At 60.7% G+C, this 22,792-nt stretch carries 28 protein-coding genes; 13 read left to right on the top strand and 15 right to left on the bottom strand.

What is annotated here, in order from left to right; all coding sequences use genetic code 11:
• Positions 1 to 33 precede the first annotated feature (33 nt).
• Both ABI_RS25105 and ABI_RS09510 read right to left on the bottom strand, forming a co-directional pair.
• Positions 34 to 183, bottom strand: coding sequence for a hypothetical protein (locus ABI_RS25105; protein ID WP_006272719.1), 150 nt, complete (start codon positions 181 to 183; stop codon positions 34 to 36).
• A 246-nt stretch (positions 184 to 429) separates the two neighbouring features.
• Positions 430 to 651 carry a hypothetical protein gene (locus tag ABI_RS09510; RefSeq protein WP_040308759.1) on the bottom strand — a complete coding sequence of 74 codons (222 nt, stop codon included), beginning with the start codon at positions 649 to 651 and terminating at the stop codon, positions 430 to 432.
• Positions 652 to 678: 27 nt separating this feature from the next.
• Between ABI_RS09510 and ABI_RS09505 the strand changes: the two genes are divergently transcribed.
• Genes ABI_RS09505 through ABI_RS09495 form a run of 3 tightly spaced genes read left to right on the top strand, consistent with a single transcriptional unit; the run spans position 679 to position 2,474 of the window.
• Positions 679 to 1,302, top strand: coding sequence for a uracil-DNA glycosylase family protein (locus ABI_RS09505; protein ID WP_083811441.1), 624 nt, complete (start codon positions 679 to 681; stop codon positions 1,300 to 1,302).
• Positions 1,293 to 1,853 (top strand): demethoxyubiquinone hydroxylase family protein, encoded by a 561-nt coding sequence (locus ABI_RS09500; protein WP_006272716.1) that lies wholly within the window; start codon positions 1,293 to 1,295, stop codon positions 1,851 to 1,853. The genes ABI_RS09505 and ABI_RS09500 overlap by 10 nt, the downstream gene beginning before the upstream one ends.
• A gap of 3 nt (positions 1,854 to 1,856) precedes the next feature.
• Positions 1,857 to 2,474 carry an SOS response-associated peptidase gene (locus tag ABI_RS09495; RefSeq protein ID WP_006272715.1) on the top strand — a complete coding sequence of 206 codons (618 nt, stop codon included), beginning with the start codon at positions 1,857 to 1,859 and terminating at the stop codon, positions 2,472 to 2,474.
• 26 nt (positions 2,475 to 2,500) lie between these two features.
• On the opposite strand, the gene ABI_RS09490 is transcribed toward ABI_RS09495, so the two are convergent.
• Together ABI_RS09490 and ABI_RS09485 are read right to left on the bottom strand one after the other, a co-directional pair.
• Positions 2,501 to 4,279 carry a chloride channel protein gene (locus ABI_RS09490; protein WP_006272714.1) on the bottom strand — a complete coding sequence of 593 codons (1,779 nt, stop codon included), beginning with the start codon at positions 4,277 to 4,279 and terminating at the stop codon, positions 2,501 to 2,503.
• Positions 4,280 to 4,327: 48 nt separating this feature from the next.
• Positions 4,328 to 4,876: a TetR/AcrR family transcriptional regulator gene (locus ABI_RS09485; protein WP_006272713.1), complete on the bottom strand. Its 549-nt coding sequence runs from the start codon at positions 4,874 to 4,876 to the stop codon at positions 4,328 to 4,330.
• Between the two features lie 197 nt (positions 4,877 to 5,073).
• On the opposite strand from ABI_RS09485, the gene ABI_RS09480 reads away from it, so the two are divergent.
• Positions 5,074 to 5,793, top strand: a complete 720-nt coding sequence (locus ABI_RS09480; RefSeq protein ID WP_006272712.1) for an SDR family oxidoreductase — start codon at positions 5,074 to 5,076, stop codon at positions 5,791 to 5,793.
• Between the two features lie 243 nt (positions 5,794 to 6,036).
• Here ABI_RS09480 and ABI_RS09475 read toward each other — a convergent pair whose 3' ends face one another.
• Positions 6,037 to 6,933, bottom strand: coding sequence for an NAD-dependent epimerase/dehydratase family protein (locus tag ABI_RS09475; RefSeq protein ID WP_006272711.1), 897 nt, complete (start codon positions 6,931 to 6,933; stop codon positions 6,037 to 6,039).
• The gene (locus ABI_RS09470; protein ID WP_040308757.1) at positions 6,930 to 7,310 is read right to left on the bottom strand and encodes a DUF4260 domain-containing protein; all 381 of its coding nucleotides are present in this window, start codon (positions 7,308 to 7,310) and stop codon (positions 6,930 to 6,932) included. The genes ABI_RS09475 and ABI_RS09470 overlap by 4 nt, the downstream gene beginning before the upstream one ends.
• A gap of 99 nt (positions 7,311 to 7,409) precedes the next feature.
• Here ABI_RS09470 and ABI_RS09465 point away from each other — a divergent pair, with 99 nt between their 5' ends.
• From ABI_RS09465 to ABI_RS09440, 6 genes are all read left to right on the top strand, one after another.
• On the top strand, positions 7,410 to 8,288 hold the full coding sequence (locus ABI_RS09465) for a LysR family transcriptional regulator (RefSeq protein WP_006272709.1): 879 nt from the start codon (positions 7,410 to 7,412) through the stop codon (positions 8,286 to 8,288).
• A 107-nt stretch (positions 8,289 to 8,395) separates the two neighbouring features.
• On the top strand, positions 8,396 to 9,976 hold the full coding sequence (locus ABI_RS09460; RefSeq protein WP_006272708.1) for an MFS transporter: 1,581 nt from the start codon (positions 8,396 to 8,398) through the stop codon (positions 9,974 to 9,976).
• A gap of 58 nt (positions 9,977 to 10,034) precedes the next feature.
• Positions 10,035 to 11,327: a sugar porter family MFS transporter gene (locus ABI_RS09455; protein ID WP_006272706.1), complete on the top strand. Its 1,293-nt coding sequence runs from the start codon at positions 10,035 to 10,037 to the stop codon at positions 11,325 to 11,327.
• Between the two features lie 47 nt (positions 11,328 to 11,374).
• Entirely contained in the window at positions 11,375 to 11,632 is a 258-nt protein-coding gene (locus ABI_RS09450) for a type II toxin-antitoxin system ParD family antitoxin (RefSeq protein WP_006272705.1), read from the top strand.
• 5 nt (positions 11,633 to 11,637) lie between these two features.
• Complete coding sequence (locus tag ABI_RS09445) at positions 11,638 to 11,928, top strand: type II toxin-antitoxin system RelE/ParE family toxin (RefSeq protein WP_006272704.1); 291 nt, start codon at positions 11,638 to 11,640, stop codon at positions 11,926 to 11,928.
• A 59-nt stretch (positions 11,929 to 11,987) separates the two neighbouring features.
• Positions 11,988 to 13,016 carry an adenosine deaminase gene (locus tag ABI_RS09440; RefSeq protein ID WP_006272703.1) on the top strand — a complete coding sequence of 343 codons (1,029 nt, stop codon included), beginning with the start codon at positions 11,988 to 11,990 and terminating at the stop codon, positions 13,014 to 13,016.
• Here ABI_RS09440 and ABI_RS09435 read toward each other — a convergent pair.
• The 6 genes from ABI_RS09435 to ABI_RS09410 form a co-directional block, all read right to left on the bottom strand.
• The gene (locus tag ABI_RS09435; protein ID WP_006272702.1) at positions 12,978 to 13,547 is read right to left on the bottom strand and encodes a hypothetical protein; all 570 of its coding nucleotides are present in this window, start codon (positions 13,545 to 13,547) and stop codon (positions 12,978 to 12,980) included. The genes ABI_RS09440 and ABI_RS09435 overlap by 39 nt on opposite strands.
• Positions 13,537 to 14,106, bottom strand: a complete 570-nt coding sequence (locus tag ABI_RS09430) for a DUF1287 domain-containing protein (RefSeq protein ID WP_040308756.1) — start codon at positions 14,104 to 14,106, stop codon at positions 13,537 to 13,539. Before ABI_RS09430 ends, ABI_RS09435 begins: the two co-directional genes overlap by 11 nt.
• 219 nt (positions 14,107 to 14,325) lie before the next feature.
• Positions 14,326 to 14,922 (bottom strand): DUF1287 domain-containing protein, encoded by a 597-nt coding sequence (locus ABI_RS09425; RefSeq protein WP_083811440.1) that lies wholly within the window; start codon positions 14,920 to 14,922, stop codon positions 14,326 to 14,328.
• An 18-nt stretch (positions 14,923 to 14,940) separates the two neighbouring features.
• Positions 14,941 to 15,069, bottom strand: coding sequence for an entericidin (locus tag ABI_RS09420; RefSeq protein WP_006272699.1), 129 nt, complete (start codon positions 15,067 to 15,069; stop codon positions 14,941 to 14,943).
• 228 nt (positions 15,070 to 15,297) lie between these two features.
• Positions 15,298 to 15,426 carry an entericidin A/B family lipoprotein gene (locus ABI_RS09415; RefSeq protein WP_006272698.1) on the bottom strand — a complete coding sequence of 43 codons (129 nt, stop codon included), beginning with the start codon at positions 15,424 to 15,426 and terminating at the stop codon, positions 15,298 to 15,300.
• 111 nt (positions 15,427 to 15,537) lie between these two features.
• Positions 15,538 to 16,233, bottom strand: coding sequence for a DUF6445 family protein (locus ABI_RS09410; protein ID WP_006272697.1), 696 nt, complete (start codon positions 16,231 to 16,233; stop codon positions 15,538 to 15,540).
• A 58-nt stretch (positions 16,234 to 16,291) separates the two neighbouring features.
• Between ABI_RS09410 and ABI_RS09405 the strand changes: the two genes are divergently transcribed.
• Entirely contained in the window at positions 16,292 to 17,452 is a 1,161-nt protein-coding gene (locus ABI_RS09405) for a BaiN/RdsA family NAD(P)/FAD-dependent oxidoreductase (protein WP_006272696.1), read from the top strand.
• Between the two features lie 41 nt (positions 17,453 to 17,493).
• On the opposite strand, the gene ABI_RS09400 is transcribed toward ABI_RS09405, so the two are convergent.
• The 3 genes from ABI_RS09400 to ABI_RS09390 all read right to left on the bottom strand — a co-directional run bounded on the left by ABI_RS09400 (position 17,494) and on the right by ABI_RS09390 (position 19,252).
• Positions 17,494 to 18,567, bottom strand: coding sequence for a type I restriction endonuclease (locus ABI_RS09400; protein ID WP_006272695.1), 1,074 nt, complete (start codon positions 18,565 to 18,567; stop codon positions 17,494 to 17,496).
• Between the two features lie 132 nt (positions 18,568 to 18,699).
• The gene (locus ABI_RS09395; protein ID WP_040308755.1) at positions 18,700 to 18,987 is read right to left on the bottom strand and encodes a type II toxin-antitoxin system RelE/ParE family toxin; all 288 of its coding nucleotides are present in this window, start codon (positions 18,985 to 18,987) and stop codon (positions 18,700 to 18,702) included.
• Positions 18,977 to 19,252: a hypothetical protein gene (locus tag ABI_RS09390; RefSeq protein ID WP_157138755.1), complete on the bottom strand. Its 276-nt coding sequence runs from the start codon at positions 19,250 to 19,252 to the stop codon at positions 18,977 to 18,979. The genes ABI_RS09395 and ABI_RS09390 overlap by 11 nt, the downstream gene beginning before the upstream one ends.
• 86 nt (positions 19,253 to 19,338) lie before the next feature.
• Here ABI_RS09390 and putA point away from each other — a divergent pair, with 86 nt between their 5' ends.
• Both putA and ABI_RS09380 read left to right on the top strand, forming a co-directional pair.
• A complete protein-coding gene (putA, locus tag ABI_RS09385) occupies positions 19,339 to 22,467 on the top strand; it encodes a bifunctional proline dehydrogenase/L-glutamate gamma-semialdehyde dehydrogenase PutA (protein WP_006272692.1) in 3,129 nt (1,042 codons plus the stop codon).
• The gene (locus tag ABI_RS09380; protein ID WP_040308754.1) at positions 22,467 to 22,790 is read left to right on the top strand and encodes a low molecular weight protein tyrosine phosphatase family protein; all 324 of its coding nucleotides are present in this window, start codon (positions 22,467 to 22,469) and stop codon (positions 22,788 to 22,790) included. The genes putA and ABI_RS09380 overlap by 1 nt, the downstream gene beginning before the upstream one ends.
• Positions 22,791 to 22,792 lie beyond the last annotated feature (2 nt).

The following is a 22,792-nucleotide window of genomic DNA, read 5'->3' as shown; positions in this document are numbered from 1 at the left end:
AGATCAGGACGTTCCCGCGGGAACGTCCTTTTCTTATGCCGCAAAGAAAAAAGCCAAGTAAACGCCGATACAAAGCGCGCCGACGCCGAGCAGGAGTAAGCCCATGCGGTTGCCGTTATCCAAGGGTTTGAATGGACGGGCTTTTGCTCCGTCCTCGCGGTCATAGTGGTGAAGCGTGTACACACACAGTCTCCTGAAATCCCGTAACCAGCCTCCCCGGCGGGTTGACAGAAAACCCTGCCCGGACACGCATAACATTGCGCTGCGATAGACCCGTGCCCCGAATAAACTCTCGATAAAGGTGGTTGCCCGGCAGTCCTAGGTGCAGGCAGACCTGGCCCGGCGGGCTATACGGCGGGACGAGGTGGTCGGCCATGGCGCCGGCGGACTGGACGATCGGCACTTGCCAGGTACGAATGTGATCGAGGGTCAGTTGGCGGACACCGAGAAGGCCGCCGAAGCCTCCTCAGACGACATGGTCTCGGCCGGAACTTCGTTGACCGGCGCGTCGCTGAATTCGTGGTCCTTGAATTCGAACGTCTGCGTCAGGAAATAGCCCAACGCAGCCACGCTCCCGAGGACCAGCAGCCCCAGCACACCGACAACGATCAGGGCGACCAGGCACCCTGTGTTCATTTTCTTGTTTGACATGACGTCCCCCTATGAAATCTGGCCCCTATGAAATCTGGCCCCTGTGAAACCCGATCACAGCGCCCATCTACCAGCATCATGACCCTGGCTCAAGATATCGCCGCCTGCGCGGTCTGCGCTGCCGACCTCCCACTGGGCCCGCGGCCCGTCGTTCGGGCCGGCGACCCACGAGCGCGCATCCTTATCATCGGGCAGGCCCCGGGAATAAAGGTGAAAACGTCCGGCGTTCCCTGGAACGACGCCTCGGGGGAGCGGTTGCGCAACTGGCTGGGGGTCACACCTAAGCAGTTCTACGATGAATCGAAGTTCGCCATCGTGCCGATGGGGTTTTGCTACCCGGGCCGGGGAAAGAGCGGCGACAAACCGCCACGTTCCGAATGCGCGCCGTTATGGCATGATCGCGTTATGCAAACCCTGCCGGATGTCCGCCTGACCCTTCTGATCGGCGCCTATGCCCAGGCGCGATATCTTGGTGAAGGGCGCAGGGCGACCTTGAGCGAGACGGTGTCGGCGTGCCACGACTATATCGCTGACGGCTTTCTGCCAGTGGTGCACCCCAGCCCGCGCAATGGCATCTGGCTGCGCAAAAACCCTTGGTTCGAAACGGAAATCGTGCCCCACCTGCGCACCGAGGTGGCAAGATGGATATGACCGCGCGGGCCATCTCCCGCATACTGAAGGTCAATCATGCCGGTGAGTTCGGTGCGATCCGCATCTACCGAGCGCAATTGTGGGTGGCGCGGCTATGGCATCCGGACCTGGTGGCCTTCCTGTGCAAAACCCTCGACCACGAACTCGACCACTGCCGCAAATTTCGCGAAGCCATGCCACACCGCGGCACGCGTCCCTGCGCGGCGATGCCCGCCTGGGGTCTGGGCGGCTACGCTCTGGGGTTCGTCACCGCCATGATGGGCGCCAATGCCGTGTTGGTGTGCACCAAGGCGGTCGAGCAGACTGTCCATCGTCATCTTGAAGAACAAATTCACTATCTGAGCGGACGTGACGAACCGCTACGCGACATGATCCTGGCTATTCAGGTGGAAGAGAACGCGCATCTGCACCATGCCGTTACCAATCTGCAGCCATCCCCCTTCAATACCCCACTGGAGGCCGTCATCGTCGCCGCCACTGAAGTTGTCATCCGGCTCTCGACTCAGGGCGCGGTTTCGCGCATGGAAAACGACCTGCGCCGAACGAGGTAGCCGATGTGCGGACAGTTTGACGTTCTGACCGATCCCAATCTATTGGCCCTGTTTATCGAATTGGGCGGCAAGGACAGGATTATCCCGGGCGACCGGATCCTGGTGGCCCCGACCCTAACAGCGCCTGTCATTGTCGAGGATTCCGAAACCGGCACGCTCGGCCTCCTGCCGGCGCGATTCGGTCTGGTGCCGCACTGGTACAGAGGCTGCCTGAAGGACTGGAAGGCGAGCACCTTCAATGCCCGCATCGAAGAGGCTGACAGCAAGCGTACCTTCCACGGCCCCTGGCGCTATCGTCACTGCGTCGTGCCGGCCGAAGCCTTTTACGAAGGGGCGGGACCAAAGGCCGATCGTCAGAAATGGCGGATTACGCGCGGCGACAACCAACCACTGGCCTTTGCGGGTCTTTGGGATGAAGCGCGGACCTTCGAGGGCGATGTCTTTAGCTTCACCGTCCTGACACGGCCGGCGGGACCGGATATGCAGGCGATTCATGAACGCGAACCGGTGGTACTGGGGCCGGACGACTGGGACAGGTGGCTGCGACGCCGGCCGGTCGACCTGAAGCGCTACACGCCATTGAAGTTGCAAAACCTGACACCGCAAGCCTCACTTTTCTGACTCCGGCCAACGCAGTTCCACTCCCGTTATTGCTCCCCGAAAAACTCGCGTTGGGTCTTTTCCAGTTCTTCGGCGTAGCGCCGATTGACATAGCGCTCCGTCAAAAGCCCCAGCAGCTTGTGATCCTCATTGACCACGGCCAGATCGTCGACAGCAAAATGCTCGAACATGCGCAGGATGGCGCTGATATCCATGTCCGGCCGGACATAGACTTCCGTCTGTTGGGTCAGGCTGCTGAGCGGCGCGTCAGGGTCATGCTTGTCCTGATAGGCTTCGGCCGTCGGCAGGATGCCGCGGTAGTCGCCATTGCCATCGACCAGAAGCACCCGTGCCGTTGATCCCAGGGGCACCTGTTCGCGCAGATCCGCTACGCTGAGATCGTCGCGCAGGGTGGTATGATTTCGCCGCATCAGACTCTGGGCCGTCAAGGCCTTGACCCAGCCGACGTCACGGGCGGAACGGATGGACTGGCCACGCAGGTGCAACCGCCAGGTCGAGAAGGAATAGCCGAACTTGTCGCGAACGATGGCGGAACTCACCAGGGCAGCCGTAACCACGGCGGCCGTGAGGGCGAAGTCGTGGGTCACTTCCAGCACCATAAAAGACATGGTCATCGGCCCGCCGACCACCGCCACGGCCAGGGCCCCCATGCCGACCAGAGCGGCGTTGGTGGTGTCGAGCGTGGCAGCCGGATAGATGTAGTTGACGGCCTGGGCAAAGGCAGCGCCGACCAGCGAGCCCAGAAACAGCGAGGCAAAGAACAGCCCGCCGCGAAAGCCAAAGGCCAGAGAAATCACCGAGGCGCAGACCTTCAGCGCGAACACGGCCAGCAAGGTGGTCACCAGGGGTTGCTGATCGAGATAGAGGTGCATGGCGCCATGGCCCGACGACAGGATCTGAGGCGCGACAAAGGCCAGGGGCATCAGCAGGATACCACCGGCCAGCGGCCGCCAGATTTCGCCGATCGGCAACTTGCGCACTACGGTTTCCGCAAAGGCGACCAACCGCATGATCAGGATACCGAGACCGGCGCAAATAAGGCCCAGGACGGCGTAGAGCAGGTAGCCCTGGAATTCGATCGCCTTGGCCAAGGTACTGGCCATGACGAAGGGTTCGTTGTTCATCAGGGTGGCGGCCAGGACCGCCATCAGCGAGGCCGCGGCGACGGGCGCCAGGGCGGATGGGGTATAGGCGCCCAGAATGATCTCGAAGGCATAGAAGGCGCCAGCCAGGGGCGCGCCGAAGGCGGCCCCGATCGCCCCGCCCGCCCCAGCCCCGACCAGGGTGCGCAGAGAGGCGCGTTTCAGTTCCAGCCACTGGCCGATCTTCGACGCGGCGCCACCGCCCATCTGGGCAAAAGCGGCTTCAAGCCCGACCGAGGCACCGAAACCATTGGAGATCAGGGTCTGGAGCGAAACGATAAGGCTATCGCGAGCCGGAATTCTGCCGCCGTGCAGGGCATTGGCCTCGACGGCGTCTATGGGCGCGCGGGTGCGCCGCGGAAACGCAAAGCGCACCACGCCCAGCACCAGCCCCCCGGCTGGCAGCGCCAGCAGATGCCACCAGTCCAGATGCAGTTGGCCGCTCAGGCGCAGGTCGGGCGAAAACCCGTAGAACAGGACTTGCATGGCGTGGGACAGGTGGGCCAGGGCGGCCGACATGACGCCGGCCAGCAGGCCGACCCCGGCGGCCAACAAAATGAACAGAAGGTCGGAGGTTTGCAGCAATCGGCGGACGCGGGCGGCGCCGCGCACCACAGGCCGGGTGACGGCCTTGCTCAAGTCCAGATCATTCTGAAGCGCCATGGCCGATTCCGGTAACTCTACCTGGCCAGCTTAGGCTCGGGACGCGGATTATGCCAGCAATTCCCGCAGCATCGCCTTGGCGGACTCAAAGGCGGAGGTATCGTGTCGCATCTGTGAGGTCAGGACCGCGCCCTGGAACAGAAGGTTGATCCGGCGCCCGGTTTCCGCCGGGTCCGCGACGCCGGCTGCTGCGGCCAGTTCGGCGAACCGCGTCTCGACATAGTCGGCCGACGCCTGGCCACGCGCCGTGATGCCCTCGTGCTTGCCGGAAAATTCCTGGGCCGCGCGCATGGCCAGGCAGCCCTGGTAGCAGGCACTGCCCTCCATAAGTTCGCGCCGGATATCGAAGATGGCGGCGATCTGCTCACGCGGATCGCTGCTCCGCGCCAGGGCCGGGCCGAACAGGGTGTCCTGGGCTTCGCAGCCATACTGGTCCAGCACGGCCTCGATCAGGTCCTCCTTGGAAGGGAAATACTTGTAGAGAGTGCGCTTGGAAATGCCGGTATCGGCCATGACCGCATCGATCCCGGTGGCGTGGAAGCCGCCCTGCTGGAACCGCACCAGCGCGCGGTCGATGATGTCCTGTTTCTTGCTCATGAATTTTTCTAACACCTGCGCTTGACAATGTAAACAGATCTGTTTACACCGGCCCTTGTAAACAGATCGGTTTACCTCAACACTTTTTCTGGTCGCGCAATCTGCCCGAAAAAGGGGCCGCCCGTGCGGTGGCGACCACTTTTCGGATTGCGCTTAACGCCGCCTCCCCAGACGGCTTCACGAACAAGGAGTACGTCATGTCCCATCTTTCGAACAAAACCTTCCTGGTCTCCGGTGCTAACCGCGGCATCGGCGCCGCCACCGTACGCGAACTGCTGAAGACCGATGTCAGGAAGATCTACGCCGCTGCCCGCAAGCCCGACAGCCTGCCCGACTTTGGCGATGCCCGCGTGGTACCGCTGGCGCTCGACATCACCGACGACGCGTCGGTCACGGCCGCCGCCGCGGTGGCCACCGACGTCGAAGTGTTGATCAACAATGCCGGCACGGCGGTTTTCGCCGGCTTCCTGGAAAGCCCGACCGAGCTGATCGAGGGCGATATGAACACCAACTATTACGGTACCCTGCGCGTCATCCGCGCCTTCACGCCGCAATTGGTCGCGCGCGGCTCGGGTGTCATCGCCAATGTCATCAGCGTCGTCGGCCTGACTTCAGCGCCCGGCTTGGCGGGGTATTCGGCTTCCAAGGCGGCCTTGCAGTCGCTGACCCAGACCCTGCGCGCCAATCTGAAAGCGTCGGGCGTAAAGGTACTGGGCATCTATCCCGGTCCGATCGACACCGACATGGCGCGCGACATTCCGATGGACAAGGCGACGCCGGAACATGCCGCCGCCGAAATCGTGCGCGGCGTAGCTGAGGGCGAGACCTATATCTTCCCGGATCCGGTCGCCAAGCAGATCGGCGCCCTGTGGGCTACCGACGGCCGGACACTGGATACGGCCCTCGTTGGAGAATAGGATCGAGGCCGGGTGAAAGCCTGGCCTTTTTCTTTTTTTGGAACCGCGAATGAACGCCAATAGACGCGAATAGGAGGCGCCGAAGGCGTTCCAACCCACACGTCAACCACCTCAAACCGCGACGGTGACCAGGAATATTCGCGTTCATTGGCTTTCATTCGCGGTTCCAAACCTTCTTGTCGTTACCGCTTCAGGGTGGATTGCGGATGATCATGACATCCGTGTTTATCCGTGGTTCCAATTCTACATTATTGACGTCAAAGCCCGCTCCAGCGGCGTATGAGGCACCGGGCCGATCACCTGGGCCAGCCGGTCGTCCAATAACGCATGCGGCACGTCCCACAGGTACAGCATCTCGATCGTCGCCTTCATGAACGGATCGAACAGCCCCATCACCGAAAAGACGAACCGCGGCATGCGCGACAGTTTCACGTTCGGCCCGGCCGCCCGGGCCAGCTCCCGCATGCTGGCGTTGTTTCCGTCAAAGTGGAATACCTCATAGGCGCCCAACGACTCTTCGACCTGCGCCAGCCGCACGACGGTTTCGGCCAGATCCGGCAGATAGGCCCAGGCATGCGTCACATCATACCCGCCGGGCGATACGATCCTGCCCTTGGCGAGGTCCTTGGCCACCAGTTGCTGCATCCAGCTGTTCCTGGCCGGCCCACCGAAGACGTCACCAGCGCGCAGGACGATCGTCTTAACTCGCCCGGCTTCGGCGCGTTCCCCCAGCATGGCTTCGATCTCCACCCGAATCCGTCCTTTGACGGTGGTCGGCGCGAAAGGCACCTGCGGCGACAATTCCAAAGGCATGCGGGCGCCAAAATTGTAGACGCTGCCCGGATAAATATGCCGGGCCCCCAAGGCCTGCGCCACATCGGCAGCGGCTTCGTACATGGGTAAGGCCTGTGTCGACCACACCGGATACGGCACGTTCAACCCGTTGAAGACGATATCCACCGAACCGCAGGCTGTCGCCACCGCGGCGGCATCGAACAGGTCGGCATGGATCGGCGCAATCCCCTCCCCCGCCCCGCCTGACCGCACCAACCCCAAAACCCGCCAGCCCGCTCGGCGAAACGCCTGGGCCACGGCCTGACCGATACCGCCACGCGCCCCCAAAACCAGAACCGTCTTCATGCCTTCACTCCTTTTTGCGATAGATGGGTGAAACCGAAGCCGGCGACGTATTTCAGGCCGTAGCCCAGCATCCGGTCGAAGCCGATATGGGCGGCCCAGATCAGGCCTGCACTCAGGGCCAGGCTGTGGTTGGCATAGACGCCGAAAGCCAGCAGGCCCAGTGGCAGCAGGTAGCTGTGGCCGATATTGTAAAGGGCAGCCCCGACCTTCCGTCCGCCGAGATACCCCAGCATCGCCAGATCCGGCGCCAGAAAGAACAGGGCAAACGCGCCCCATCCGGAACCGAACCGGCTGTACAGCCAGGCGGTAACCACGAGAACGGCCAAGCCCTCGAGTTGCAAAAGGCGCTTGGGCGCGCCGGTAACATAGCCTTGCATAACCTTGTCCTTTTTAGATGGCGGCTTGTCGATGACCACAATCTAGACTATCCATTTTCGCATGTTAATTTGGGTAAATTGCATACAAGGCATGCAAATATGAATGACTGGACACACTGGCAATCCTTTCTCGCCGTCATCGATACGGGTTCGTTGTCGGCTGCCGCAAACCAGGTGGGCGCCACCCAACCGACGCTTGGAAGGCATATCAAGGCCTTGGAGGAAAGCCTCGGCGTGCCGCTGTTTCTGCGTACCGTCCGCGGGCTGGAACCGAACGAGGCCGCCCTCAGCCTGGTCGACGATGCCCGCGCCATGGGCGTGGCGGCCGGCCGGCTGGCGCTGAAAGCTGCGGGAAAGACTGAAACCCTGGCCGGAAGCGTGCGCATCACGGGCTCGGTGGTGATGTGCAACCTGGTGCTGCCTGCCATTGTCGCTGACCTGCGTCGCGAGGAGCCGCTGATCCAGATCGAGATCGTGGCGTCAGATCGGTCGCAGAACCTGCTGCGTCGGGACGCCGACATCGCGCTGCGCATGTTCGATCCAACCCAGCAGGCCCTGGTGGCGCGCCGCCTCGGCGAAACGCCGCTGGGCCTTTACGGCGCTAAATCCTATCTCGAACGGCGCGGCCGGCCGCAGACCCTGGGCGAAATGCTGGGCCATGACATCATCGGCTTTGACCGCGACGACGCCATGCTGAAAGGTTTCGCTGCCCAGGGCGCCGTGGTGACGCGCGAGCAGTTCCCCCTGCGTTGCGACGACCAGATGGTCGACTGGCATCTGTTGCTGGCGGGTGCCGGATTGGGCATCGCCCAGCGCCGGCTCGGGGATGCCCAGACGAACTTGGAGCGTCTCGACGTCGGCCTGACCTTGCCGGTCCTGCCCATCTGGCTGGTCATGCACGAAGATGTCCGCAGCAATGCCCGCATCCGCCGCGTTGCCGATTTTCTCAGCCAAAGGATCACGTCGTGGCTAATGTAGCAACGTCGCTACGTTAACATATTACCATATGGACGCAAGTCTATGAATTTTCAGCTTTAATTTTGACAGAACGGGCGTACCCTGACCACAAAATACAGGGACGAGCCATGAACGCAAATGTCTTCACCGGCCGGCGCGGAATCCTCGCCTTCAGCCTGGGGTGCATCGCCGTCACCGTGGGTGTCCTGCTGCACATCCCGATGTTCTGGATGGGCAGGGATATGGGCTTCGCTCTCGTCGGCATGCCGATGGATGCCGGCATGCTTTGGGGCATGTTCCTGATCGTCGCCGGGATTGCAATCGCCGCCTATGGCCTCCTGCCTCAGAAGATCGGCGACCAGGTCAGGGCCGCCTCGAAAATCGCCGTCGCCGCCCCCGAAGACGCCAAACTCAGTCCCGCCCACGCCTTGCTGATGGTTGTTCTGGTCGTCGCCCTGATCATCGACATCATGAAACCGGCTGCCCTGGGCTTCGTCATGCCCGGCCTTGTCACCGAGTATAACGTTCCCAAAAAGACAGCTGCCCTGGTTCCGTTCTTCGCCCTTATCGGGACGGTGACGGGCTCCATCCTGTGGGGCATCCTGGCGGACGTTTACGGCCGCAAGGCCTCGATCCTGCTCTCTGCGGTCGTGTTTGTCGGCACCTCGATCTGCGGTGCCATGCCATCGCTGGAATGGAACATCGGCATGTGTTTCCTGATGGGCGCCGGCGCTGGCGGCATGCTGCCCGTGACCTACGCCCTGCTGGCCGAAACCATGCCGTCGCGCCATCGCGGCTGGGCGCTGGTGCTTGTCGGTGGTCTGGGTGCCGTGGGCGGTTATTTCGCCGCGTCGTTCTTTTCGTATCTGCTGGTGCCGACCTTCAGTTGGCGGATCATGTGGCTGTTGAACCTGCCAACTGGCCTGCTGCTGATCTTCATGGGCGGCCTGATCCCGGAATCGGCCAAGTTCCTGCTGGCGCGCGGCCGCGATGACGAAGCGCACAAGATCATGGCGCGCTTTGGCACGGTCAGTCACCGTCTCGCCGAGAACGAGGAAGACACCGACGACACCTTCGCCCACCATCACGGCAAGCATGACGGCACGGAGCCGAAACTATGGACGCCCGGGCTGATCGGCAAGACGGCCGCCCTGACCATAGCCGCCCTGGCCTGGGGTCTGATCAATTTTGGCCTGCTGTTGTGGCTGCCCGCCGACCTCGTTGCCAAGGGCTATTCCATGGCCGTTTCGTCAAAACTGCTGGCCCAGTCTTCGTTGATCGCCCTGCCGACGGTCTTCGTCTGCGCCTGGATCTACAGCCAGTGGAGCACCAAATGGGCCTTTACCACAATGGTCATCCTCACCTTGATGGGGCTGCTGTGGGTGCTGGCCTTGGAAACCATGGGCGGCAGCCCGGTGTTTCCAATTGCGCTTTTGATCATCGGTTCGAACGGTATCCTGGCCATCCTGCTGCCCTACGCATCGGAAAGCTATCCCTTGCGCATCCGAGGCCGCGCCACCGGCTGGGTCGCCGCCTGCACCAAGGCCGGCGGGGTCATGGCTCAGGCCCTGAGCATCACCGCCTTGGTACCGGCCTTGGGCGTGGCCGCCGGCATGATCATCGTGCCGATCCTCATCACCTTGGGGCTGTTCATCAAGTACGGCACCGAGACCAAGGGGCTGGACCTCCGCGATCTGGAGAAGCACTAGCGCCCCGCCGCGCCCCGTGGCATAACAAAATCAAATATAAGAATTCGGGGACGGCAAGATGAAGATCAATCTCACAGGTGTGTTTATCGCCAGCCTGGCCGGGCTTTTGTTCGGCTTCGATACCGCCGTCATATCCGGCGTTACCGGCGCGCTGCGCGACGTGTTCGCGCTCGATGACGCAGCCCTGGGCTGGGCGGTGTCGGTTGCACTGTGGGGCACCTTCCTCGGCGCGCTTTTCATGGGCCGGCTGGGCGACGCCATCGGCGGACGGGATGCGCTGCGGGTCATCGGCGCCATGTATGTGGTGGCGACCCTGGGCTGCGCGATGGCGTGGAACATCGAGTCGTTCGTTGTCTGCCGGTTTATCCTGGGGCTAGCCGTTGGCGGATCGTCGGTGCTGGCGCCGGTCTACATCTCCGAAATCGTGCCCGCCAAACAGCGTGGCGCCCTGGTCGGGCTGTTCCAGTTCAACATCGTCTTCGGCATTCTACTGGCCTATCTGAGCAACTATATCGTCGGCCAGGTGATCGAAGGCGATGCCGTCTGGCGATGGAAGGTCGGCCTGGCCGCCGTACCGTCGGCGGTCTTTTTCGCCCTGCTGTTTCTGATCGGCCAGAGCGCGCGTTGGCTGGCCGCCAAGGGCCGCATAGCGGAAGCCGTCGCCAACCTGAAAAAGCTCGGCATCAGCGACGCGGAAACGACCATCGCCGAATTTTCCAAATCGCAGGGCGTGGGCAAGCTGTCCTGGGCCCAGCACAAGAAGCCGATCCTGCTGGTCCTGTTGCTGGCGCTGTTCAACCAACTCACCGGCATCAATGCCATCCTCTATTATCTCAACGATATCTTCGCCGCCGCCGGCTTCAACAGCGTGTCGGCCGACATGCAAAGCATCGCGGTCGGTGGCGCCAACCTGATCGCGACCATGGTCGGCATGACCTTCATCGACCGTTTCGGCCGCAAGAAGCTGCTGGTCATCGGCGCCGCCGGGGTAACGGCAGCGCTGGCCGGGGTGGCGGTGATCATGGGACTAAACCAGGGCCAGGCCTGGCTGCTGCCGCTGCTGATCCTGTTCATCGTATCGTTCGCCTTCAGCCAGGGTGCGGTAATCTGGGTCTATATGAGCGAGATCTTCCCGACACCGGTACGCGCCACCGGCCAGAGCCTGGGATCGGCGACCCACTGGGTGGCCAATGCGGTGATCTCGCTAGTCTTTCCGATAGTGGCGACCCAGACCAAGGCCTTGCCATTCGTCTTCTTTGCCGTCTGTACCCTGGTCCAGTTGATCGTGGTGGCCCGGTTCTTCCCCGAAACCAAGGGGGTGGAACTGGAAGAGATGGAGCAGAAATTGTAGCCAAATTGGCTAAACTCTGTTATTATTACCGCAATGGAGTGCCAACTATGAACGTATCTTTGACGCCAGAATTGGAAGACTTTGTTGAATCGCGCGTGAGAAGTGGATTTTATACAAGCGCCAGTGAAGTTGTGCGGGAAGCTTTGCGCCTGCTGGCTGAACAAGATGTCGTGAAGCATAAGCGACTTGAGGCGCTGAACGCCGAAATCGACAAGGGCCTCGCATCCTTGCAAGCTGGCCGAGGATTAAGTGGTCAGACCGTTTACGATGAATTGGTAGCCTTGCGCGCCAAGCCCAAAGGTTGAGATGAATGGATTTCGTTGTTGCGCCGGAGGCCCGACAGGATCTCATCGAAATCCACAACTACATTTCGAACGACAATCCCGACGCCGGCGCGCGAATAATTGATGATATCTTTGTCGCATTTGCCAAGTTGGCACGCCGCCCGAACATGGGGCATCTTCGCCATGACTTGACGACTCGCAATGTGCGCTTTTGGCCAGTCCATTCCTATCTTATCATCTATGACCCCAACGTTGTTCCGATCGGTATCGCGCGTGTTCTCAGCGCTTACCGTGACATCACCAAACTGATGGAATAATCCCTTGCCTTCCTCCCTGTTTTGCCGTGACATGCGGCGGTGCAACAGGAGCCGCCACCATGCCCGATACCTACGCCGTCGCCGCCCTTGATGCCTTTGTCGCCGGCCTGCCCAAGGCGGAACTGCACCTGCATATCGAAGGCTCGCTGGAACCCGAATTGATGTTCGCCCTGGCGCAGCGCAACCATATCGCCCTGCCCTTCGCCGATGTCGAAGCCGTGCGGGCCGCCTACGACTTTTCCAATCTCCAGGACTTTCTCGACATCTATTACCAGGGCGCCAATGTCCTGCAGACCGAGGAAGACTTCTACGACCTGGCCATGGCCTATTTCCGCCGCGCCGCCGCCGACAATGTTCGCCACGCCGAGATCTTCTTCGACCCGCAAACCCATACCGATCGCGGCATCCCTTATTCCGTCGTGATCGACGGGCTGTGGCGCGCGGCTCAGGACGCCCAGGCGCTCAATCTCTCGGTATCGCTGATCCACAGCTTCCTGCGCCACCTCAGCGAAGACGCCGCCTTCGACAGCCTGGCCATGGCCGAACCCTATCTCGACCGGCTGGTCGGGGTCGGCCTCGATTCGTCAGAGGTCGGCCATCCGCCGTCGAAGTTCGCCGGAGTCTTCGCCAAGGCGCGCGACATGGGCCTGATGCTGTGTTGTCACGCCGGCGAGGAAGGCCCGCCGGAATATGTCTACGAAGCGCTGGATATCCTGGAAATCGACCGGATCGACCATGGCAACCGGTCGCTGGAAGACCCGCTGCTGGTGGCGCGGATCATCGACGAAGGCCTGACCCTGACCGTCTGCCCGCTTTCGAACCACAAGCTGTGCGTCGTGCCGGACCTGGACATGCATCCTATCCCGGCCATGCTGAAACAAGGATTGAAAGCCACCATCAATTCCGACGATCCGGCCTATTTCGGCGGCTACGTGAATGATAACTTCCTGGCCCTGACCCGGCGCGGCCTGATCAGTAAGAAGGACTGCGTCACCCTGGCGCTAAACAGCGTCGACGGCGCCTTCCTCGATCCTGACCGCCGCGACGCTTTACGCGCCGAGATCAAGGCGTACGCGGCCGGACGGTGATAGCGGACGAGATGGCGTAACCTTCCCGTTCAAGCGGCGGTATAGCCCCTCGCCCGTCAGCGCACTCCACAGGACCGCGATCAACCCCAGCGCCAAGACGGCCACGGCCATGCGCAGCATGTCCAGATCGTAGGCATGCACGAAGCGCCAGCCGAAAATCACCGCGGCGAAGCCGAACGCCGCCACGGCATTGCGGATATAGTGGCGCTGCCCCAGCAGACAGGCCAGCAATGAGAGAAAAATGTAGAGGCTGGCCAGATAGGCATATCTCACCACGACATAGGCGGCAGCGAGATAGGTCTGAAAAGCGTAGTTGAGGTACGAACCCTCGAGGAAATTGGCCGAGACATAGGCGGCATCCTCAAGCGCACCGGCATAGGTGTCGCGCACGCCGGCGGCGAAGGCGCCGAGGCTGGTATAGGCATCACCCGACAGCGGCAGGAAAAACTTGACGAGCAGCACAGCGGCAATCGCCAGGTGCAGTTCGAACAGCTTTTCGACCAGCCAGGCCAGAATACGCCTAAAGTCCATATTGAAAGTGCCCCGTAATGTCGTAGCCGAACAGGGCGCGCTCCTCTTTCGGCCCTGCGCCGATGTTATGGACGATCAGATGCTGCACCGGATCGGTGACCACAGCGATGTGCGGCAGATTGCCCGGCAGGTTGTAGGTGACCAGGTCGCCGGCGGCATAGTCCGAAGCTTGCCGGCCAACCGGTCGGACTGTGCCGAAGCGCTTGAAGAAAACGCGCAGATTGGGCACGCGGCGGTGGTCGATATTGCTGTCGGCGCGTTTCAGCCCCCAGGCCTTGGGATAGAGGGCAAAATGCGCCTTCATATCCTCGTGGACCTTCTGCTGCAGGTCAATGCCGAGTGCTGTGCGGTAGCCACGGATAACGACGTCGGTGCAGACGCCGCGGTCGGCGGCGACGTCACCCATCGGATAGGGAATGCGGGTATAGGCGCCGTCATAGGTGACGCGGTGGCGGGTCTGTTCGCGTACGGCAGCGACCAGCTTCTGCGCCGGCGTATCGGCCCGGGCTGGAAAGGCACCCAGAACCGGCAAGGCAAGAATCAAAGCACGTCGGTCCATCAACGATTCCCCTGTCACGCGATCAATTCGTAAGACGCAATTGCGACCGCATGTAGACCAACCAGAAAATCATTCAGGCTGAGTCGAAAAGGGCTGGTTTCGAGAACCGGAACGGAGCGTACAGTGCTCAAGGAGCGAAGCGTTAGCACAGCTAAAAATGAAGTACGTGAGCACCGGAAGCGTAGAAACCGGCCTTTTGCAGACCAGCCTCAATGATTTTCAAAGGCTGTATCGGTAGTGGCCAGTGAGTGGATAGGCGAAGAGCTCGTCGTCTTCGCGCGCGCCAAGGCCGCCGTTCTGGATCACCATCAACCGGCCGGACCGCCACGACTTGCGATCCCCGACAATGGCGATGTGCGTCCGGCCGAACGGCAGGTTGGTGATGATATCGCCAGGTTGATAGTCGTTCGGATCTTTCGTCACCGGCAAGGATGTGGCGAAGCGCGAAAAGAACACCATCAGATTCGGCACCCGGCGATGATCGATATTCGGGTCGGGCGCTGTCAGCTCCCACCGCTTCGGATACAGATCGAAATTCGCCGCCATGTTTTCATGGACCAACCGTTGAAGGTCCAGGCCCAGCTTGCGGTAGGCGCGGATAACGACATCGGTGCAGACACCCCGCTCCAGCGGCACGTCCCCCATGGGATAGCCGATCCGGGTATAGGCACTGTCGTAGCGCACAGTTTTATTAATTTGGTCACGCGCAGCATCGACCAGCGCCCTGGTCCGCACTTGGATCGGCACGGTCGCGTGGGTGCACCCGGCCAGAAAGCCAGGCGCAGCAAGCAACAATGCCCGTCGCCCCCGATTCATTGTCTATTTGGGCATGCCTTAGTTGACGGCGTCTTCCAGGCCCTTGCCGACGGCGGTGACGTCTTCGCCGATGCCCTGGATGGTATTGCAGGCGGTGGTGATGAGCGGCAGCAGGGCCAGCATCGAGATAATGACAAAACGCTTCATGGCAGACTCCTCAGATAAGAGCGCATCCCAAAAAGTGTGACGCACTTTTTGGGATGCGCGTAAAAGATAAAAACGTAGAGCGCCGATCCGATTCTACCGGATCGAAACGCGCTCAAGTCTTGGTTCGGGTATGATTCGGGATTGTGGCATTTTTACGCGGCGAACGGCGCAAAGACGAACAGCCGCGACGGATGAACCGGCGCGGCTGCTTTTCGGATGATGTCAGGCTTACTGCGCAGCGTCCTGAACGGCTTCACCGGCGGCCTCAACGTCTTCGCCGGCGCCATGGATGGTGTTGCAGGCGGAGACCGAAAGCGGAAACAGGATGGCGCAGGATATCAGAAAAAAGCGTTTCATGGAGGTGGTCCTTTCGTGTCAGTGCACGCAAGGATGATCCCCTGTTTGGCGTAAGGATGTCATACGCAGTTTCATCCAATTTTCGAAAAAGGCGGTACGAGGGCTATCCGGTTACCTGCCAGAAACTTGAACGAACAGGTTGCCGGTCAGCCGGCCCGTGCGTGGATCCTCGCTGAACGTGAAATCCTCCGGGATAAAGCCTGAATGCAGCAAGGCGCCCTGATAGATCAGCAGCCGGTTGAAACGGCCGTCGACATGCAGGATCTTCTCATAGCGCTCATCGGAATCACCGATAAAGCCGGGGTTAGGCTGGCCGAATTGCGCCAATTCCTGAACGGCGGCGGCGTGCAGTTGCGGGATGAGATCGGCAGTGACGCGCTCAATGCCGGTGGCGCGGTGGCGGTAAAAACAGGTCCCCGTACCCGGAATATCGTTGAGATAGTGCAACACAGCCAGAAGGCCGGGATCCGGCGAATCGAAATGCGGTACGCGCTGGGCCACCGCCAGGTCTTCACGCCGGCGCGTCACCAGGGAAAAGCTGGCCTCCAACAGATCGAAGGCATCGGCGTCGAACACCCCGCCGATGAAGGGCGCTGCCTGTTCCAGCAAGGCCACCATATAGGCGTCGGCGGCTATTTCGGCAGGGGTCACCACCCGGCGCAGGCCCGGATAGGCCGTCCCGGTTTCCGGCGGGAAGGGTGAGAGGCCGGCAGCCGCTTCGACGGCCCTGGTGGCGTCCGGCAGGAAATCGTCAATAACGACGACCCGGTTCTTTTCAACGCCGATTTCGTGGACCTGGATATCCATGCTTCACCCATTTTTGGAAGACCTTTGCACAGAATGCAAACGAGGTTAAGGCGATGCCATGCAAGTTGTCGTCATAGGCGCCGGTCCGGCCGGCTTGATGTCCGCCGAGGTCCTGAGCGCGGCAGGTCTCAGCGTAGCTGTCTATGACCGTATGCCGTCACCGGCACGAAAATTCCTCATGGCCGGGCGTGGCGGATTGAACCTCACCCATTCCGAGCCGTTCGAACGCTTCGTGGCCCGCTATGGCAAGGCGGCCGCACGTTTAAGGCCGTCCCTGGAGTCCTTTACCCCAGCGGACCTGCGCGCCTGGGCGGACGGTTTGGGGGCTGAAACCTTTGTCGGGTCCAGCGGCAGGATTTTCCCCAAGGCGATGAAGGCGTCGCCCGTACTGCGTGACTGGTTAAAAAGGCTGGAAAACCAAGGCGTCGAGATGCATCTGCGCCACGACTGGCGCGGCTGGGACGGCGGCAAACTTATGTTTGAACGCGATGGAAAATCTGTTTTCATTCAACCAGATGCGACCATTCTGGCTTTGGGTGGCGCCAGTTGGCCCAGGCTGGGGGGCGACGGAGGATGGAAGCCGCTTTTGGAATCTGCCGGCGTCGCGGTGAAGCCGTTTCAGCCGTCCAATGTCGGCTTTAACGTAAGTTGGACACCTATGTTCGCCGAACGCAACGCCGGCACACCCCTTAAAACCATCGCCCTCACCTTCGCCGGAAAGACCGTTCGTGGCGAGATCATGCTAACCAGACATGGCGTCGAAGGCGGCGCCATCTATGCTCTCAGCGCCGCCCTGCGCGATGCGATTGTGCGGAACGGCCATGCAGATCTGGTCATCGATCTGCGGCCGGACCTGAGCGCCGGACAGGTGATATCCAAACTCGGCCGCGCCTCGCCCAAGGACAGCCTCAGCAACCGCCTGCGCAAGACGCTGGGCCTGACGCCGGCAGCGATCGCCCTGATGCATGAAACCGGAGCCACCGATGTCAAGGCGGTAACCTTACGCCTGACGGGTGTCCAGGGACTGGACCGCGCCATTTCCAGCGCCGGTGGCATCGCGTTGGACGCTGTCACAGACACTTTCGAGTTGAAGTCTCTGCCCGGCGTCTATGCCGTCGGCGAGATGCTCGACTGGGAAGCCCCCACTGGCGGCTACCTGTTACAAGCCTGCTTCAGCACAGCGGTGACGACGGCGCATGCGATCACAAATTCAGCCTAGCCTAGACCCACGCGCCGTCCGGTTCCGGTAATGGTAAAGCGCTAGAGATATAGCTTGGCCGCCGTTATGATGTGATTGGAGAACTTATAAATCTCATCGAGGCTTTGAAGTTCATGCCGGGTTTCCGCGCGGGATTCGTCGAAGACACTGATGTATTTCTTGTTTCCATTTAGGTGAAGTCGACAAAGCGGTTTCCGGTTATTGTCGTCAACCAGGACACTAAAATAGGTTTTCGCGTCTCTGAAAACGATACGCTTTCCCTCCAGAACGTTTCGCGAAATAGCTTTAACGATATAAAATCCCTCCATCTCATCGGAAGTTGTTTCCACGTCATCTTCCTTTGCTGGCGCAAGGATCGCTTTGTTTTCTACGATACTGGAGCTATCGATCGGCGTACTGCTTGTAGAAATTGCGTTCTTCAGGCGCTCGTTTGTTTGATCGTTGAGGAATTGCGCGAGCGCCTTCCGCGTCAACGTTGAAAACAATTCTCTGACGCGCTGAGTATGCACGCCTTCGTAGACCTTCTGGGAGAAGAAGCGCACGAAATCGTCATCCGGGGAGGCGAATTGAGCGGAAACTATCTTTTTGATTTGCCCTATGTATTTCAACTCACCCGCGGCGTTCACGATGGAGTCGATGTCAAAAGCGTCTTTCGTGAGTTTGAATAATTCAGCGATTATGTGATCGTCTATATCCAGGAAGTCCAATTCCAAGAACGGTTTCTCATCCATTTTGTTCTTGTTATCAAGATCAGTGAAAAATCGATATTTTTGGCCGTTGGTCAGAACACCAATCCGGGCACTCGCGACATGAAAATATCTGAAAAGTTGCGACGCATTATTGATTGTGAGATCGGAGCCGACCTTCTTGCATTCAAATAGCATCTGAACTTGGCCATTTTTCATAATCGCATAGTCGATTTTCTCCCCCTTTTTCGTACCCACATCACAAATGAATTCCGGACAAACTTCGGAGGGATCGAAGATATCATAACCAAGCACTTTGCTTATGAACGGCAAAACGAAGGCCGTCTTAGTACCCTCTTCGGTTTGTATCGCCCCCTTCTGCTGCTTAATCTTCGCGGCAAGTTCATTTAATTTGGCCGAAAACTCCATACTGCGCCCTCCCGATTGTTGCGAGCGACTTCACCATGGTTTGGGCCACTCTTGAGAGGCGAATTTTAATATGCCTGTTACGGCCATTGTCAATCAGCGGTAGAGCGTAAAACGACCTGTATCTGCCTTTACCTAGTCCTCGGATGGGTATTGCATCCTCTGATGAATGACACCGAGAATCTGCAGTTCGGTTTCAGAGGCGATCCGATAGATGATGGTATACGACATGCTTGGAATTGAAAATTCCCGCGTCCCAGGCACATGGCCTTCACGTCCCAAAAGCGGAAAGCGCTCGAAAATCATAATCGTCTGCCGGATACGCGACATGACGTTGCCGGCGGCGTTTTCATTGTCTTTGGCAATGTAACTTCGAATATCAAGCAGGTGACGCCGGGCCTCCGGGGTGAACCTAATGTTCAAGGCCCAGGTCTTTCCAGACCTCCTCGGCCGGAATCATGTTTGCCGAATCTTCCGCCTCTTTTAGCGCCTTGAGAATGACGCGCTCTTTCCAGGCCTGATAATCGACATCAGGATTTTCGACCTCGTCTGAACGAAGGTGCTCTGTGAGCGGGGAAATTTTCATATCGCCACTGGTCATGACAGAGATATAGCAGAGTCCGCCTCTCCCGCCAATCACATCACAAAGCCGCGATGCAGGGTGACAACCGCCTGCGGGCATGTTCATCCTGACCGGTGCGGAATGCCTCTTTTCTTTGCCGCTCCGCAATAGTATCTGGCGTAACAAACAGCCCGTTCAAGGAGCCACGCCCAATGCCCGACGCCAGCCCCGCCCGCACTTCGGCCCCCGTCCAGGTCTTCGACTGGGACAGCCTGGACGACCACAAATACCTGTCCGATGCCGATATCTGCGCCAGGCTGTTGCGGGACAATCCTCTGGATGACGAGACCCGCGCTGTGGTCCGCGCCGAAGCTGAATCGCTGGTCCGCGCCACTCGCAAGGCCGCCCAGCGTCAGGGCGTGGTCGAGAGCTTCCTGAAGGAATTTTCGCTCGGCACCCGCGAAGGCCTGGCCCTGATGTGTCTCGCCGAAGCCCTGTTGCGCGTCCCGGATGAAGCCACCCGCGACCAGCTTATCGCCGAGAAGATTTCCGCCGCCGACTGGGCCTCGCACCTCGGCCATTCCGACAACTGGTTCGTCAACGCCTCAACCTGGGGCCTGATGCTGACCGGCAAGATCATCGACGTTGAAGACAAGGCCAAGACCGATCTCGGCGGTTATCTCGCCGGCCTGACCCAGCGCATGGGCGAGCCGGTCATTCGCGCCGCCGTCGCCCAGGCCATCCGCATCATGGGCGAGCAGTTCGTCCTGGGCCGCACCATCGAGGACGCTCTGAAACGCAGCAAGAAGGAAGGCTATCTCTGCTCCTTCGACATGCTGGGTGAAGGGGCGCGCACGGAACACGACGCCGTCCGCTACGCCCAGGCCTATGCCGACGCGATCACGGCGCTGAGCAAGGTCGCCAAGGGCGGGCCGGAAGCGGATCACGGCATTTCGGTCAAGCTGTCCGCGCTCTATTCGCGCTACGAAGCCGCCAAGGCCGCGGACGTCTTCGAGCACCTCTATCCCCGCGTCAAGGCGCTCGCCATCCAGGCCGCCAAGGCCGATATCAATTTTACACTCGATGCCGAAGAAACCGATCGCCTCGCCCTATCCTTAAAGGTGCTGGATCGATTGGCGCACGAACCGGAACTGGGCGAATGGAAGGGCCTAGGCCTGGCCGTCCAGGCCTATCAAAAGCGCTGCCCCGAGGTGATCACCGCCCTGCGCCACTTGGCCGAAGTCAGCGGCCGCCGGCTGATGGTGCGCCTGGTCAAGGGCGCCTACTGGGACACCGAAATCAAACGCGCCCAGGTCTATGGCCGCGAGGACTATCCGGTCCATACCACCAAGGCGGCGACCGACCTGTCCTATCTTGTCTGCGCCAAGGCGCTGATCGACGCGGCGCCGTACATCTATTCGCAGTTCGCCACCCACAATGCGCACTCCCTGGCGGCGGTGCGCCGCATGGCCAATGCCAAGGGCGTGAAGGTCGAGTTCCAGCGCCTGCATGGCATGGGCGAGCAGCTCTACGCCGAAGCCCTGGACCAATTCGAGCCCTTCCCGCTGCGCGCCTATGCCCCGGTCGGCGGCCATGAAGACTTGCTGCCCTATCTGGTCCGGCGCTTGCTCGAAAACGGCGCCAACAGCAGCTTCGTCAATGCCTTGCTGGATGAGCGCATCCGCCCGGCCGATGTCATCAGCGATCCCGTCGTCAAGGTCATGGCCCATCCCAATCGTCACGCCCGCCTGCCCTCGCCGCGCGACATGTATGGCGACCGGCTGAACTCGCATGGGCCGGACATCTCGATCGCGAAGGTGCGGCAACGATTGACGGCCGCTGTGACCGCGCTGGACAAGGATCCGAAAGACGCCAACGCCCTGATCGGTGGCAAGCCGCATTCGACCTATGCCGCCCATGTCTATGCGCCGGCCGACCTCACCCGTATCGTCGGCGAGGTCCATGACGCCGACCCGGCCATGATCACCGAGGCCTTTGATCGCGCTACTGCCGCCCAACCGGCGTGGAACGCGCTGGGCGGAGACGGCCGCGCCAAGGTGCTGGAGGCCATGGCCGATGCCCTGGAGGACCGCCACGACAAGCTGTGCGCCATACTGGTGCGCGAAGCCGGCAAGACCTGGGGCGACGCCATTTCCGAAGTTCGCGAAGCGGCCGACTTCTGCCGGTTTTATGCCAAGCTGGCGCGCGAGCAGTTCGCCGGCCCACAAATCCTGACTGGCCCCGTCGGTGAGCGCAATTCGCACGAACTTCACGGTCGTGGCGTCTTCGTCTGTATCTCGCCGTGGAACTTCCCACTCGCCATCTTCACAGGCCAGATCGCCGCCGCTCTGGCGGCCGGCAATGCCGTCCTGGCCAAGCCGGCCGAACAGACCCCGCTGATCGCCCAGAAGGCGGTCAAGCTGTTCTACGGCGCCGGACTGAAGCCAGACCTGCTGGCCCTGTTGCCCGGCGGTGGCGCCAGCGTGGGCGCGGCCCTCGTGGCCCATCCCGGCATCGCCGGCGTGGCCTTTACCGGTGGCACGGACACGGCGCGGATGATCAACAAGACCCTGGCCGGCAAAGAAGGCCCGATCGTGCCCTTTATCGCCGAGACCGGTGGACTGAACGGCATGTTCGTCGACACCACGGCTCTTAGGGAGCAGGTGGTCGACGATGTCATCGCCTCGGCCTTCGGTTCGGCCGGTCAGCGCTGCTCGGCCTTGCGCCTGCTGTTTCTGCCCAGCGAACTGGCCGACGACTATATCGCCACCCTGAAAGGCGCCATGGATCAACTGCACCTGGGTGATCCGGCGCAGTTTGATGTTGATGTCGGGCCGGTCATCGACGCCGACGCTCTGGAGATGCTGAACCTGCATCTCGACGCGCTGACGGAGCGCGGTCAGGTGCTGCATCGTGCGCCCCTGCCGGACGGTTTGAACGGCCACTTCTTCGCGCCTGTTCTGGCTGAGATTTCCGGGCCTCAGGAACTGGCGCGCGAGGTGTTCGGACCGATACTGCATATCGTTCGTTACGATTCTCAAAATCCGGAAGCGATGACCAACGCTTTGAAATCCAGCGGTTATGGCCTGACCCTGGGCGTGCATTCGCGTCTTGAGGCTTTTGCCGAACGCATTATGCAGGCCGTTCCGGCGGGCAATGTCTATGTCAACCGCACAGTCATCGGCGCTGTCGTAGGCGTCCAGCCGTTCGGTGGCGAAGGCCTGTCCGGCACCGGCCCCAAGGCCGGCGGCCCCTTGAGCCTCAGCCGGTTCGCATCCGAGCGGGCGGTGTCGGTGAACATCACGGCCCAGGGCGGCGACCCGGCGTTGTTGAACCTGTAGTGCAGCGGTTTCTATTTATCTGCACCGCCAACAGGCTGCGCAGCCCGACGGCGGAGCAGGTGTTTTCGCAATATCCCGATATCGAGGCCAGTTCAGCAGGACTGGCCCACGATGCTGTCGATCCATTGACGCCGGAGCATTTTGAGGGTGTCGATATCATCTTTGTGATGGAGAAGGCGCACCGCAACAAGCTGAGCAAGCATTTCAAAACCCATATCGGCAATGCTCGGGTCGTGTGTCTCGATATCCCGGACGACTACGACTACATGCAGCCGGAACTGATCAGCCTTTTGGAGACACGGGTTAGCCCGCATATTCGGTAAGT

Origin of the sequence: Asticcacaulis biprosthecium C19, from assembly GCF_000204015.1 — a bacterium.
Taxonomy (GTDB): Bacteria; Pseudomonadota; Alphaproteobacteria; order Caulobacterales; family Caulobacteraceae; genus Asticcacaulis; species Asticcacaulis biprosthecius.
Note: the sequence above shows the minus strand (reverse complement) of the source record. Positions and strands in the feature narration are given on the sequence as shown.